The following is a 13,993-nucleotide window of genomic DNA, read 5'->3' on the forward strand; positions in this document are numbered from 1 at the left end:
TAGGTTGGCCTCATGCTATTTCTGACATAATGACGGATCTGATAAACAATGGTATTCTGCCCGCAACTCTTAAGGACGTCTATTTCCGGAGCGATGTGGCGGATTCTGGTGAGAAATTCATTCTTGATCTCTTTATTCCGACTCACTCTGGTGTTAATGCTGTTCCTTATGGTGGGCCCAACGACGGCAGGCGCACTTACGGAAACGGATAAATCAGTACGCTCAATTGTCTCAGGCATTGTGAGCTATACGCGATGGCCGTCACTTACCGGGCAACCTAAACTCTGCGTCTACGCCACTTCTCACTATACGCATGCCCTCAGCGGCGACGAAGGGCACAACGAGTTACCTTATACCCCCGTTATTGTACATAACGATCGGGAAGCCCTGGCCGCGACGTGCGATGCGATTTATTTCGGATCTGAATCACCGGCAAAACAACTTGAATTAATAAGTCAATATCAGGGCAGAGCGTTGCTATTAATCTCAGAGCAAAATCCGGAATGTGTAATTGGCAGTGCCTTTTGCCTGATGATCGATCGCGGCCAGGTACGGTTTTCCGTCAACCTGGATGCATTGACGCGCAGTGGCGTAAGAGTCAATCCGGATGTATTAATGCTGGCACGGAATAAGCAGCATGGATAAAGATTTCACTTCAACATCACGTCCGACGTTTAAAAGAACATTGAGGCGAAACAGCATGATAAGCGTCATTATCACCATGACGTTAATATGGCTGTTGCTCTGTTTTGCCTCCGTCGTAACCTTAAAACAATACGCGCAAAAGAATCTCGAATTAACCGGCGCCACAATGAGCCACAGCCTGGAAGCCTCGCTGGTTTTCAACGACTCGCTGGCGGCCAGCGAAACGCTTGCCGCCCTGGGCAAACAGGGGCAGTTTGCCGTGGCCGAGGTGATTAACGCGCATAAAAAGCGGTTCGCCTATTGGTCCTGGAACCCGGAAGATAACAACGACACGCTTGGGGCACTGGTCAGCCGCTGGCTTTTCCCCGTACCGGTTGCGCAGCCCATCATGCATAACGGCTTAACGATCGGCGAAATCCGCCTTACCGCGCGTGACAGTCTGATCAGCCATTTCATCTGGATGTCGTTTGCCGTTCTGACCGGCTGCATTCTCTTTGCCGCCGTCGTCGCGTTCATCATTACCCAGTCTTTGCATCGTGGGATGGTGACGGCCCTGCAGAACATTACCGACGTCGTGCATGACGTACGCACGAACCGCAACTTCTCCCGCCGGGTGAAAGATGGCCGTATCGAAGAATTTCACCAGTTTGGCGAGGACTTCAACAGTCTTCTGGATGAAATGGAAGAGTGGCAGCTCAAGCTGCAGGCGAAAAACGCCCAGCTGTTGCGTACCGCCATGCACGACCCGCTTACCGGTCTTGCCAACCGTGCGGCATTTCGTAACAGCATTGCAGCCTTAATGAACGACCCTTCAGCCAAAACAAACTCGGCCCTGCTCTTCCTCGACGGTGATAATTTTAAGTTTATTAACGACACTTGGGGACACGCGGCAGGAGACTGCGTGCTGATTGAAGTCGCCAGCAGGATGATGGAGTTTGGCGACAAACGTCACCAGGCATACCGGCTTGGCGGTGACGAATTCGCCATGGTGCTGTACGGCGTGCACTCTGAGCTTGAGGTTCAACACATTTGTGCTGCGCTTTCGCAGCAATTTATCCGTCCGTTTGATCTTCATAACGGACAAAAAGCATCGATGTCACTCAGCATTGGCTTTGCTCTGGCGTGGGAAAATGCTTCCGTGGAAGCATTACTGGAGAGGGCTGACCGCAACATGTACCAGGTTAAAAACCAGCGTACGAAAACAATAAGTTAGAAAGGAAATTCTATGTTAAAACGTTACTTCGCGCCGATAGTACTGGCCTCACTGATTCTGGCAGGCTGTCAGTCGCCGCCGGAAGGCAAATTCACTCCTGAGCAAATTGCGGCGATGAAGTCTTACGGTTTTAACGAACTGAACGGTGACTGGTCACTTGGCATATCGGACACCATCCTGTTTGATAAAAATGACGCCAGGCTGCGCCCGGAGAGTGAAACACAGATCCAGTCCATGGCCTCTCGCCTGGCGGAAACCGGGCTGAACCACGCGCGAATGGACGGTCACACGGATAACTACGGGGAAGAAAGCTACAACGAAGCGCTGTCGTTAAAACGCGCCAATGCGGTGGCCGAAGCCTGGGCTAAGGGTGCAAATATCCCTCGCAGCAATCTCACCACGCGGGGATTAGGTCAAAAATACCCGGTTGCGAGTAACAGTACCCCACAAGGGCGCGCTGAAAACCGCCGCGTCGCAGTGGTTATCAGCACGCCATAGGGTTATTTAGCGGATGATTCGGCGAGCGTCACCCTGGTTGCCGCTCGCCAGCGCAGCCAGTCCACCAGAACAAACAGCGCCAGACTCGCGCCCATGACCGGCAGGGCCAGCCCCAACAGTACGCTGGTTACTACCGCAACGCCTCTTCCCCATCCTGACAGCGCCAGCCAGCTCTGACAAAGCGTTTGTACCGGACTCACTGCCGATTGCGCCGGACGACGGATCCACCACATCCGGTATCCCCAGATAATGAGCACGCACAGGGAAAGACCAAACGCCACGAGCAGCAGCTGATTTACCAGCCCAAATAAGATCCCCATATGGAAATCCACGCCCCAGCGGGTCAGTTTTGCCATTAGCGGGAAATCCTCGAATCGGGTTCTGTCCAGAACCTGCATCGTAGAAGGATCAACCGCAACGGCATCGACCTGGGTCGGCCAGCTGCGATCGATTTCCGTCACGGTCCAGGCACGATCCATCGTTTTCGCCGGGCGGATCTCCAGCCTGTTGGCATCAATCCCCGCTTTACGCGCCGCGCTTAACACTCCGTCAAACTGCGTCAAATCCATCGCCATTTCCGGCATCATCATCCCGCCGTGATGACCACGGTGTTCGGCATGTTCATCCATAACCTCATGTTGGCCGGATAGCGTCGTGTTCACCTGCGGGGTGAGCCAGTTCATCTCTGCCCGCAGCTTATCCACGTTCTCGCCAGCCCACTGGGACCAGGTCAGGCCGGTTGCGGAGAACAGCAGCATTCCACCCAGCAGAACCCAGCCCAGCGTCACGTGCACCCGACGCCGGTTCTGGAAGCGATTGTTGATCCGCCGTTTGGGTCGGGTATAAAACCACAGGGCAACACCGCCCAGCGCGGCAACCCACATCCACGAGGCCGCAAGCTCGCTGTAAAGGCGCCCAATGTCGCCCAGCATCAGAGAAGTATGCAGGTAATCAATGGTCTGACGCAGGGGTAAAATCCCGCTGGTGCCGTATACCGTCAGATCTCCCAGCACCGCCAGGCTCACCGGATCGATAAAGATAGCCCGGTTCTCCGATGGCCCAAGTTTCGGGTCAGCGAACATCACGCGGGTGGTTTCGCCCTCAACCAGCCCCGGACGCACGGCGTGCAAACGTAAATCTGATCCAACGGTTTTTTCCGCCGCGGCGATTTGTTCTGCCAGAGGCTGCGGCTCGCCCACGGAATCCGCGTGGAGCGCGTGCCGGTAGAGTGCGTTTTCCAGCTGCGGGGTCGCCACATATAGCGTCCCGGTCAGCGCGGCGAAGAAGATAAACGGGCCGACAAACAGCCCGACGTAGAAATGGAGGCGACGCAGCAGGTTTCCCCATGCCGCGCGCGGAGTGCAAGTAGTCATACTTTTCCTTTTTAAGGCAAAAAGTTATCGATTTTGTTTTTAAAGGGAAAAAGCAGACTGTCGCGGCGGCGCGCGGGTATCAGGGTAAAGCCAGGGGAAGAAGTGCCAGTGGTTGACCGCCTGACGCGGCGGCTTAACGCGAAGCCTCTGCAGCACCACGCTGAGCAGGATGATGAGCGCCAGCATCACGCCAGGGACATGCGCTAACAGCACGCAGTAACCGCACGCTTCAGCATGGTCGACAGGCATCGTGTGCGGCATATCGCCGTGATGCTCGTCCATCGACATCATGCTCATGTCATGATGCATGCCCGGCATGGCGCTCATGGGATCTTTCTGCAACGAGACGGAGATAAGCGGTGCTACCACGATCAGCAGGATCGCGAACAGCGCGGTCAATGCCGCTGCGCGTTTCCGGTCAGGCTGATGCAGTACGTTATCCACTTCCCCTCCATTCAAGAGGCAAGCATTGTAAATGATTTATGACAAAAGGGTTAACGCGAGAGGTGCGATGGGATAAAAAAAGGGCCAGCCTTTCGGCCAGCCCTTTCTAACAGGATGTCGCTTAAGCGAATCTTAGTTCAGACGCTCTTTAATACGAGCAGACTTACCAGTACGCTCACGCAGGTAGTACAGTTTAGCTTTACGTACAGCACCACGACGTTTAACAGCAATGCTGTCAACTACCGGAGAGTGAGTCTGGAAGACACGCTCAACGCCTTCGCCGTTGGAAATTTTACGAACAGTGAATGCAGAGTGCAGACCGCGGTTACGAATAGCGATAACCACGCCCTCGAATGCCTGCAGACGTTTTTTGGAACCTTCAACAACCCATACTTTCACTTCCACGGTGTCACCTGGACGGAAGGAAGGTACGTCCTGCTTCATCTGCTCTTGTTCAAGTTGCTTAATAATGTTGCTCATAATTTAATCTCTTATCCTGGGTAAACTGATATTCGGGAGCGTATTACGCATTCCCATCATGTTCATGCTGCTGTTGCGCGTGTTCAGTTTTGAACTCGGCCAGCAACTTTGCTTGCTCTTCAGTCAGAGCCAGGTTTTCCAGAAGTTCAGGTCTTCTAAGCCAGGTTCGGCCCAGCGACTGCTTCAAACGCCAGCGACGTATCTCGGCATGGTTTCCAGACAGTAACACTGCCGGTACTTCCATCCCTTCTAACACTTCAGGACGAGTATAGTGTGGACAGTCCAGCAACCCATCGGCAAAGGAATCTTCCGTTGCCGAAGCTTCATGGCCCAGAACCCCCGGAATGAACCGGGCGACGGAGTCAATCAGCGTCATTGCCGGTAACTCACCACCGCTGAGAACGTAATCACCGATAGACCATTCTTCGTCAATCTCGGTTTGGATTACGCGCTCATCTATCCCTTCGTAGCGCCCACAGACCAGAATCAGCTTTTGATTCGTCGCCAGTTCGCTCACGCCCGCTTGATCAAGCTTGCGTCCCTGAGGTGACAGATAAATCACCTTTGCGCCTTCACCTGCCGCGGCTTTTGCTGTGTGAATGGCGTCCCGTAAGGGTTGCACCATCATTAGCATCCCCGGTCCGCCGCCGTAAGGACGATCGTCCACGGTACGGTGCCGGTCATGAGTAAAGTCACGAGGACTCCAGCTCTGGATGCTCAGCAGGCCATTCTTTACTGCCCGGCCAGTTACCCCGTAATCGGTAATCGCGCGGAACATTTCAGGAAACAGGCTAATTATGCCAATCCACATAGCGCCGTCTTTTACCGTTTATCCGGAGAATTTAAAAACCAGGATCCCAATCTACTTCAATGGTTTGAGTAGTGAGATCGACTTTCTTGATAACCTGTCCATCGAGGAACGGGACCAACCGCTCCTTGATGCCAAATGCATCTTTCAGGTTTGCCTTAATGACGAGAACGTCATTCGACCCGGTTTCCATCATATCGATGACTTTCCCCAGGCTGTAGCCTTCGGTAGTGACTACCTGGCAACCCATAAGGTCTTTCCAGTAGTAGTCGCCCTCTTCCAGCTGTGGCAACTGCGACGAATCCACGACAATTTCACAATTAGTCAGCGCATTCGCGGCATCACGATCGTCAACGCCTTTCAGCTTGATGATGATGTCCTGATTGTGGTGACGCCAGCTTTCCAGCTCGACCTCTTCCCACTTACCGCCTTTCTGGATAAACCAAGGCTGGTAATCAAAAATGCTATCAGCGTCTTCAGTGGAGGAAAACACTCTGAGCCAACCACGGATACCGTAGCAAGAACCCATTTTTCCCAATACGATCGGTTCAACAGGTACTTTATTGCTCATCATGACCACCGTGACAGATTAAGCTGCTTTGTTTGCTGCTTTGATCAGCGTAGCAACGCGATCGGAAACAGTAGCGCCCTGGCCAACCCAGTGAGCGATACGATCCAGATCCAGACGAGTTTCTTCTTCTGCGCCAGCGGCCAGTGGGTTGAAGAAACCAACGCGCTCGATGAAGCGACCGTTGCGTGCATTACGGCTGTCAGTCACAACAACCTGGTAGAACGGACGCTTTTTAGCGCCGTGACGTGCTAAACGAATAGTTACCATAACATCCTCTTGTGTGAATAAAACAACCGGGCCCCATCGAGGAACGGAGCCCGGGTGTCATATTAAAAGCCCGAAAATTTTACTCATTTTCGGGCAAAAAGCAATCTCAAAAGCGATTAACGCCCTGGAAAACCGGGAGGCATCATCCCTTTCATGCCGCGCATCATCTTCGCCATGCCGCCTTTCTTCATTTTCTTCATCATGCGCTGCATGTCGTCGAACTGTTTCAGAAGGCGGTTAACGTCCTGCACCTGCATGCCGCAACCGGCTGCGATACGGCGTTTACGGGAACCTTTGATGATATCCGGGTTTGCGCGTTCTTTGAGGGTCATCGAGTTGATGATCGCCTCCATACGCACCAGCACCTTGTCATCCATCTGCGCTTTCACGTTGTCAGGGATCTGGCCCATGCCCGGCAGTTTGCCCATCAGGCTGGCCATGCCGCCCATGTTTTTCATCTGACGCAGTTGCTCAAGGAAGTCGGTGAGATCGAAACCGTCACCTTTTTTCAGCTTGCTGGCCAGCTTCTCGGCCTGCGCGCGGTCAACCTTGCTCTCGATATCTTCGATCAGCGACAGTACGTCGCCCATGCCGAGAATACGGGAGGCAATACGGTCCGGGTGGAACGGCTCCAGCGCTTCGGTTTTCTCGCCCACGCCGAGGAATTTAATCGGCTTACCGGTGATGTGACGAATAGAGAGCGCCGCACCGCCGCGGGCGTCACCGTCCACTTTGGTCAGCACCACGCCGGTTAACGGCAGCGCTTCGTTAAACGCTTTCGCGGTATTCGCCGCATCCTGACCGGTCATGGCGTCGACAACGAACAGGGTCTCTACCGGGTTGATAGAGGCATGCACCTGCTTGATCTCGTCCATCATCGCTTCGTCGACGTGCAGACGACCGGCGGTATCCACCAGCAGCACGTCATAGAATTTCAGCTTCGCCTCTTTCAGCGCGGCGTTAACGATGTCGACAGGCTTCTGCGCCACGTCGGACGGGAAGAAATCCACGCCAACCTGCTCTGCCAGGGTTTCCAGCTGTTTGATCGCCGCCGGGCGATAGACGTCCGCAGAGACCACCAGCACTTTCTTCTTGTGCTTTTCACGCAGGAACTTACCCAGCTTACCGACGCTGGTGGTTTTACCCGCACCCTGCAGGCCCGCCATCAGCACCACGGCCGGTGGCTGAGCCGCCAGGTTAAGCACCTGGTTCTCTTCGCCCATCGCCGAAACCAGTTCATTACGAACGATTTTGACGAACTCCTGACCCGGGGTCAGGCTCTTGTTAACTTCATGACCAACCGCCTTCTCTTTTACGCGGTTGATAAAATCGCGAACAACCGGCAACGCGACGTCTGCTTCCAGCAGCGCCATGCGCACTTCGCGCAGCGTTTCCTTGATGTTCTCTTCAGTAAGGCGTCCGCGGCCGCTGATGTTGCGCAGCGTGCGCGACAAACGATCGGTTAAATTATCAAACATTGTCTCTCGCCTGAGTAGAAACGTTGGGCCGCCATGGGCGACACATACACAGAATTTTGCCGGAGTATAACATGAAGGCGTCTTTGTTGTTATGCAACGGTTGGAGCAGGCGTCACGTAACGTTATACTGCTTCTCTTTCTTATTAAGACAACTGTCGATGCCTATATGCCTGTTTTCGCACTGATCGCCCTTGTTGCCTACTCTGTCAGCCTCGCGCTGATCGTTCCCGGACTGCTGCAAAAAAACAGCGGCTGGCGGCGCATGGCTATTCTTTCTGCGGTCATCGCACTGATTAGCCACGCCTTTGCGCTGGAATCACGCATCATTCCCGGCGACGGCAGCGTGCAAAACCTGAGCGTCCTCAACGTCGGCTCGCTGGTCAGCCTGATGATCTGTACGGTGATGACCATCGTCGCGTCTAAAAATCGCGGCTGGCTGCTGCTGCCGATTGTCTACACCTTCGCGCTGATCAATCTGGCCCTCGCCACCTTTATGCCTAATGAGTTTATTACGCATCTGGAGGCTACCCCGGGGATGCTGGTGCACATCGGCCTGTCGCTCTTTGCCTACGCGACGCTGATCATCGCCGCGCTTTACGCCATGCAGCTCGCATGGATTGACTATCAGCTGAAAAACAAAAAGCTGGCCTTTAACCATGAAATGCCGCCGCTGATGGTCATTGAGCGCAAGATGTTCCACATCACCCAGGTGGGCGTGGTGCTGCTGACGCTGACGCTCTGCACGGGCCTGTTTTACATGAAGAACCTGTTCAGCGTGGAGAATATCGATAAAGCGGTGCTCTCCATCATCGCGTGGTTTGTCTATATTGTCCTGTTATGGGGCCATTATCATGAAGGCTGGCGCGGTCGTCGCGTGGTCTGGTTCAACGTCGCGGGTGCGGGCATTCTCACCCTTGCCTATTTTGGCAGCCGCTTCATACAGCAATTTGCTGGCTAAGAAACAAAGGAGTTCCCCCTGGAACACATCTCTACCACCACGCTGATCGTTACGCTGATCGTCATGGTGGTCATCTCCGCCTATTTCTCCGGCTCGGAAACCGGCATGATGACCTTAAACCGCTACCGGTTACGGCATCGTGCTAAACAGGGTAACCGTGCCGCACGCCGCGTTGAAAAACTGCTCCGCAAGCCGGATCGCCTGATAAGCCTGGTGCTCATCGGCAACAACCTCGTCAACATTCTGGCCTCTGCCCTCGGCACCATCGTCGGGATGCGCCTGTACGGCAACGCCGGGGTGGCGATTGCCACCGGCGTGCTGACGTTCGTGGTGCTGGTGTTTGCCGAAGTGCTGCCGAAAACCATCGCCGCGCTTTACCCTGAGAAAGTCGCCTACCCGAGCAGCTTCCTGCTGGCACCGCTGCTAATCCTGATGATGCCGCTGGTCTGGCTGCTGAACATGGTGACGCGCGTCCTGATGCGGATGGTGGGGATCAAGGCCGATGTCACCATCAGCAGCGCGCTCAGCAAAGAAGAGCTTCGCACCATCGTGCATGAATCCCGCTCGCAGATCTCCCGACGCAATCAGGACATGCTCCTGTCGGTGCTGGATCTGGAAAAGGTGAGCGTGAACGACATCATGGTGCCGCGTAACGAAATCGTCGGTATCGACATCAATGACGACTGGAAAGCCATCGTTCGCCAGCTGACGCACTCCCCGCACGGGCGCATTGTGCTCTATCGCGACTCGCTGGATGACGCCATCAGCATGCTGCGCGTGCGCGAAGCCTACCGTCTGATGACCGAGAAAAAAGAGTTCACCAAAGAGGTGATGCTGCGCGCCGCCGACGAAATTTACTACGTGCCGGAAGGAACCCCCCTCAGCACGCAGCTGGTGAAATTCCAGCGTAACAAGAAGAAGGTTGGCCTGGTGGTCAATGAGTACGGCGATATTCAGGGGCTGGTGACGGTCGAAGATATTCTGGAAGAGATTGTCGGGGACTTTACCACCTCAATGTCGCCTTCCCTCGCGGAAGAGGTCACCCCGCAAAACGACGGATCGGTGCTGATTGACGGCAGCGCGAACATTCGCGAACTCAACAAAGCCTTTAACTGGCATTTGCCGGAAGATGAGGCTCGCACCATTAACGGGATGATTCTGGAAGCGCTGGAAGAGATCCCGGCGGCGGGCACGCGGGTGCGCATTGAGCAGTACGATATTGATATCCTGGACGTGCAGGACAATATGATCAAGCAGGTGAAAGTCCTGCCCGTTAAACCCCTGCGCGAAAGTATCGCGGAGTAAGGTTATAGGCCGGGTAAGGCGGACGCCGCTACCCGGCACTACGGATAGCGAATTACGCTTTCGCTTTCGCCACGGTTACCATCGCAGCGCGAATGGTACGGCCGTTCAGGGTGTAACCTTTCTGCATTACGCCCAGCACTTTACCGGCTTCAATCTCTTCAGATTCAACCATCGCAATCGCCTGGTGAACGTTTGGATCCAGCGGAACGTCGGTATCGGCAATTACTTCCACGCCAAACTTACGCACCACGTCGAGCATGGATTTCAGCGTCAGTTCGATACCTTCGATCATTGCCGCGTTGTCCGGATTAGCTTTGTCAGCCACTTCCAGCGCGCGATCGAGGCTATCGATTACCGGCAGCAGTTCGTTGACGAATTTCTCCAGCGCAAATTTATGCGCCTTCTCAACGTCCTGCTCGGTACGGCGACGCAGGTTTTCCATTTCTGCCTTGATGCGCAGAACACCATCGCGTTCGCGATTCTGTGCTTCTACCAGCTGGGCTTCCAGATTCGCAATTTTTTCATCGCGCGGGTCCACCTGCTCAGCAGATGCGTCTGGCTCTACAGCCTCAACTTCATCGTGCTGTTCCGTGATAATTTCTTCAGGGGCTTGCCCCTCAGGCGTTTTCTGTTCTTTACTACTCATGAATTTCTCCGCGTTTTTCTGCATTCATCTCGCTAACTTCGCTTATTATGGGGATCAGTTTCCGGGATTCAAGGGAACAAGACAGATTGTCATCATTCATCAGGCACAAGGACCTCCAGAAAATGAATAATCATTTCAGGTGTATTGGGATCGTCGGGCATCCGCGTCACCCTACCGCACTAACGACACATGAAATGTTGTATCGCTGGTTGTGTAGCAAAGGCTATGAAGTGATGGTCGAGCAGCAGATTGCTCAGGAGCTGCAGCTGAAGAGCGTCAAAACCGGCACGCTGGCGGAAATAGGCCAACAGGCCGATCTCGCCGTGGTGGTGGGCGGCGACGGCAACATGCTCGGCGCGGCCCGCACGCTGGCGCGTTATGACATTAAGGTCATCGGCATCAACCGTGGCAATCTCGGCTTTTTAACCGACCTTGACCCGGACAATGCGCAGCAGCAGCTGGCCGACGTGCTGGAAGGCCACTATATCAGTGAAAAACGCTTTTTACTGGAAGCGCAGGTGTGCCAGCAGGACTGCCAGAAGCGCATCAGCACCGCGATTAACGAGGTGGTCCTTCACCCCGGTAAAGTGGCGCACATGATCGAGTTCGAAGTTTATATCGACGAGATCTTTGCCTTCTCCCAGCGTTCTGACGGGCTGATTATCTCCACCCCGACCGGCTCAACCGCCTACTCGCTTTCTGCCGGCGGCCCGATTCTGACGCCCTCATTGGATGCCATTACCCTGGTGCCGATGTTCCCGCACACGCTCTCCGCCCGCCCGCTGGTCATCAACGGCGACAGCACGATCCGTCTGCGCTTCTCGCACCGCCGTAACGACCTGGAGATCAGCTGCGACAGCCAGATAGCGCTGCCGATCCAGGAAGGTGAAGATGTGCTTATTCGCCGGTGTGATTACCACCTGAATCTGATTCATCCGAAAGATTACAGCTATTTCAACACATTAAGCTCGAAGCTTGGCTGGTCAAAAAAATTGTTCTGATTCTGCATCCAGTACTTTACTGTATAAAAAACCAGTTTATACTGTATGAAAACACAGTTATGGTTTTTCATACAGGAAAACAATTATGCTGGCACAACTGACCATCAGCAACTTTGCCATTGTTCGTGAGCTTGAGATCGATTTCCACAGCGGCATGACGGCGATCACCGGGGAAACCGGTGCAGGTAAATCCATTGCCATTGATGCCCTCGGCTTGTGCCTTGGCGGCCGCGCAGAGGGCGATATGGTGCGCATGGGCGCCAACCGTGCCGACCTGTGCGCCCGTTTCTCCCTGAAAGACACCCCTGCCGCCCAGCGCTGGCTGGAACAGAACCAGCTCGAAGATGGACGTGAGTGTTTACTCCGCCGCGTCATCAGCAGCGACGGCCGTTCCCGCGGTTTTATCAACGGCACGGCGGTTCCGCTTTCCCAGCTTCGTGAACTCGGCCAACTGCTTATCCAGATCCACGGTCAGCATGCGCACCAGCAACTCGTCAAACCCGAACAACAGAAAGCGCTGCTGGATGGCTATGCGGGTGAGTACGCGCTTACTCAGCTTATGGCGGAACACTATCGCCAGTGGCATCAAAGCTGCCGCGAGCTCGCCCAGCACCAGCAGCAAAGCCAGGAGCGCGCCGCACGTGCGGAGCTGCTGGCGTACCAGCTTAAAGAGCTGAACGAATTCAACCCACAGCCGGGTGAGTTTGAGCAAATCGACGAAGAGTACAAACGCCTGGCGAACAGCGGTCACCTGCTCTCAACCAGCCAGAATGCGCTTAACCTGCTGGCGGATGGCGAAGACGTGAACCTGCAAGGACAGCTGTATAACGTCCGCCAGTTGATTACCGAACTGGTCGGCATGGACAGCAAGCTTTCAGGCGTCCTGGATATGCTGGAGGAAGCGGCTATTCAGATCTCCGAAGCCAGTGACGAACTGCGCCACTACTGTGAACGTCTGGATCTCGACCCGAACCGTCTGTTTGAGCTGGAGCAGCGTATCTCCCGTCAGATTTCACTGGCGCGCAAGCACCACGTAACGCCGGAAGAGCTGCCGGGCTACTATCAGTCTCTGCTGGAAGAGCAGCAGCAGCTTGACGATCAGGCTGACTCGCAGGAAACCCTTTCTCTGGCGGTGAACCTTCACCATGAACAGGCCCTGGCGACAGCGCAAAAGCTGCATGAAATCCGTCAGCATTACGCCCAGGAGCTAAGCCAGCACATCACCGACAGCATGCACACGCTGGCGATGCCGCACGGTGTATTCACCATTGATGTCCGCTTTGAAGAGAATCACCTGACGGCAGAAGGTGCGGACCGCATCGAGTTCCGCGTCACTACCAACCCGGGGCAGCCGCTGCAGGCTATCTCCAAAGTGGCCTCCGGCGGTGAACTGTCGCGTATTGCGCTGGCAATTCAGGTAATTACCGCGCGTAAAATGGACACCCCGGCGCTGATTTTCGATGAAGTGGATGTCGGCATCAGCGGCCCAACGGCGGCGGTGGTGGGTAAACTGCTGCGCCAGCTAGGAGAATCAACGCAGGTGATGTGTGTCACCCACCTGCCGCAGGTCGCGGGCTGTGGTCATCATCACTTTATCGTCAGCAAAGAAACCGACGGTGAAATGACCGAAACGCACATGAAGCCGCTGGATAAACGTGCGCGCCTGCAGGAGCTGGCACGCCTGCTCGGCGGCAGCGAAGTCACGCGTAACACGCTCGCGAACGCGAAAGAACTGCTGGCGGCATAAACTTTTTCGGGATCTCAGGGTCATACAGAACAACAAAAACGCCGCCAGACCGGTTTCAAAGTGGGGCAAGGTCTATTATCATCGGCATATTACATATGAGCCGCGTTCTGCTCGGGCCCGAAAAGGAATCAAATCACTATGCGTTGTAAAATGCTGACCGCTGCCGCTGCGGTTCTTCTGATGTTGACCGCAGGCTGTTCCACTCTGGAGAAAGTGGTTTACCGTCCTGACATCAACCAGGGGAACTACCTTACCCCTAACGATGTGTCCAAAATCCGCGTGGGGATGACACAACAGCAGGTCGCTTATACACTGGGAACCCCGATGATGTCCGATCCGTTCGGCACTAACACCTGGTTCTATGTATTCCGTCAGAAGCCGGGCCACGAAGATGCGACCCAGCAGACCCTGACGCTGACCTTCAGCAGCGCCGGTGTGTTGACCAACATCGACAACAAGCCTGCCCTGACCAAATAATCAGAAGTCAGAAATGCAAAAAGGTGCTCATTGAGCACCTTTTTTGTATTTCTTTTATCCCCTCGCCCCTTTGGGGAGAGGG

At 54.7% G+C, this 13,993-nt stretch carries 16 protein-coding genes; 8 read left to right on the top strand and 8 right to left on the bottom strand.

Annotation, left to right across the window (positions count from 1 at the left end):
- Positions 1 to 93: 93 nt before the first annotated feature.
- Genes ACDO57_RS17990 through ACDO57_RS18000 form a run of 3 tightly spaced genes read left to right on the top strand, consistent with a single transcriptional unit; the run spans position 94 to position 2,356 of the window.
- On the top strand, positions 94 to 645 hold the full coding sequence (locus ACDO57_RS17990; protein WP_194266141.1) for a YfiR family protein: 552 nt from the start codon (positions 94 to 96) through the stop codon (positions 643 to 645).
- Entirely contained in the window at positions 638 to 1,858 is a 1,221-nt protein-coding gene (gene dgcN / locus ACDO57_RS17995; protein ID WP_024908340.1) for a diguanylate cyclase DgcN, read from the top strand. The genes ACDO57_RS17990 and dgcN overlap by 8 nt, the downstream gene beginning before the upstream one ends.
- 12 nt (positions 1,859 to 1,870) lie before the next feature.
- A complete protein-coding gene (locus ACDO57_RS18000; RefSeq protein WP_024908339.1) occupies positions 1,871 to 2,356 on the top strand; it encodes an OmpA family protein in 486 nt (161 codons plus the stop codon).
- A 2-nt stretch (positions 2,357 to 2,358) separates the two neighbouring features.
- Here ACDO57_RS18000 and ACDO57_RS18005 read toward each other — a convergent pair whose 3' ends face one another.
- The 7 genes from ACDO57_RS18005 to ffh form a co-directional block, all read right to left on the bottom strand.
- A complete protein-coding gene (locus ACDO57_RS18005; protein WP_208763182.1) occupies positions 2,359 to 3,729 on the bottom strand; it encodes a PepSY domain-containing protein in 1,371 nt (456 codons plus the stop codon).
- Between the two features lie 39 nt (positions 3,730 to 3,768).
- On the bottom strand, positions 3,769 to 4,173 hold the full coding sequence (locus tag ACDO57_RS18010; protein WP_024908337.1) for a DUF2946 domain-containing protein: 405 nt from the start codon (positions 4,171 to 4,173) through the stop codon (positions 3,769 to 3,771).
- Between the two features lie 132 nt (positions 4,174 to 4,305).
- Positions 4,306 to 4,653 (bottom strand): 50S ribosomal protein L19, encoded by a 348-nt coding sequence (gene rplS / locus ACDO57_RS18015; protein WP_002914145.1) that lies wholly within the window; start codon positions 4,651 to 4,653, stop codon positions 4,306 to 4,308.
- Between the two features lie 43 nt (positions 4,654 to 4,696).
- Positions 4,697 to 5,464 (bottom strand): tRNA (guanosine(37)-N1)-methyltransferase TrmD, encoded by a 768-nt coding sequence (gene trmD / locus ACDO57_RS18020; protein WP_008502493.1) that lies wholly within the window; start codon positions 5,462 to 5,464, stop codon positions 4,697 to 4,699.
- 31 nt (positions 5,465 to 5,495) lie between these two features.
- Positions 5,496 to 6,035, bottom strand: a complete 540-nt coding sequence (gene rimM, locus ACDO57_RS18025) for a ribosome maturation factor RimM (RefSeq protein WP_032645319.1) — start codon at positions 6,033 to 6,035, stop codon at positions 5,496 to 5,498.
- 15 nt (positions 6,036 to 6,050) lie between these two features.
- Positions 6,051 to 6,299, bottom strand: a complete 249-nt coding sequence (gene rpsP, locus ACDO57_RS18030; protein ID WP_003863133.1) for a 30S ribosomal protein S16 — start codon at positions 6,297 to 6,299, stop codon at positions 6,051 to 6,053.
- A 116-nt stretch (positions 6,300 to 6,415) separates the two neighbouring features.
- Positions 6,416 to 7,777 carry a signal recognition particle protein gene (ffh, locus tag ACDO57_RS18035; RefSeq protein ID WP_014884878.1) on the bottom strand — a complete coding sequence of 454 codons (1,362 nt, stop codon included), beginning with the start codon at positions 7,775 to 7,777 and terminating at the stop codon, positions 6,416 to 6,418.
- 166 nt (positions 7,778 to 7,943) lie between these two features.
- Between ffh and ACDO57_RS18040 the strand changes: the two genes are divergently transcribed.
- Together ACDO57_RS18040 and ACDO57_RS18045 are read left to right on the top strand one after the other, a co-directional pair.
- Positions 7,944 to 8,735 carry an inner membrane protein YpjD gene (locus ACDO57_RS18040; RefSeq protein WP_014884879.1) on the top strand — a complete coding sequence of 264 codons (792 nt, stop codon included), beginning with the start codon at positions 7,944 to 7,946 and terminating at the stop codon, positions 8,733 to 8,735.
- A gap of 18 nt (positions 8,736 to 8,753) precedes the next feature.
- The gene (locus ACDO57_RS18045; RefSeq protein WP_032640969.1) at positions 8,754 to 10,040 is read left to right on the top strand and encodes an HlyC/CorC family transporter; all 1,287 of its coding nucleotides are present in this window, start codon (positions 8,754 to 8,756) and stop codon (positions 10,038 to 10,040) included.
- A gap of 52 nt (positions 10,041 to 10,092) precedes the next feature.
- Here the strand turns inward: ACDO57_RS18045 and grpE are convergent, their stop codons facing one another.
- Entirely contained in the window at positions 10,093 to 10,686 is a 594-nt protein-coding gene (grpE, locus tag ACDO57_RS18050) for a nucleotide exchange factor GrpE (RefSeq protein WP_032646909.1), read from the bottom strand.
- 122 nt (positions 10,687 to 10,808) lie between these two features.
- Here grpE and nadK point away from each other — a divergent pair, with 122 nt between their 5' ends.
- From nadK to bamE, 3 genes are all read left to right on the top strand, one after another.
- On the top strand, positions 10,809 to 11,687 hold the full coding sequence (nadK, locus tag ACDO57_RS18055) for an NAD(+) kinase (RefSeq protein ID WP_008502500.1): 879 nt from the start codon (positions 10,809 to 10,811) through the stop codon (positions 11,685 to 11,687).
- 85 nt (positions 11,688 to 11,772) lie between these two features.
- Positions 11,773 to 13,434 (top strand): DNA repair protein RecN, encoded by a 1,662-nt coding sequence (recN, locus tag ACDO57_RS18060; protein ID WP_090418274.1) that lies wholly within the window; start codon positions 11,773 to 11,775, stop codon positions 13,432 to 13,434.
- Between the two features lie 138 nt (positions 13,435 to 13,572).
- On the top strand, positions 13,573 to 13,911 hold the full coding sequence (gene bamE / locus ACDO57_RS18065) for an outer membrane protein assembly factor BamE (RefSeq protein WP_023308883.1): 339 nt from the start codon (positions 13,573 to 13,575) through the stop codon (positions 13,909 to 13,911).
- Positions 13,912 to 13,993: the final 82 nt, after the last annotated feature.

The sequence above is a fragment of the Enterobacter cloacae complex sp. 2015409 genome, from assembly GCF_041365315.1.
Taxonomy (GTDB): domain Bacteria; phylum Pseudomonadota; class Gammaproteobacteria; order Enterobacterales; family Enterobacteriaceae; genus Enterobacter; species Enterobacter pseudoroggenkampii.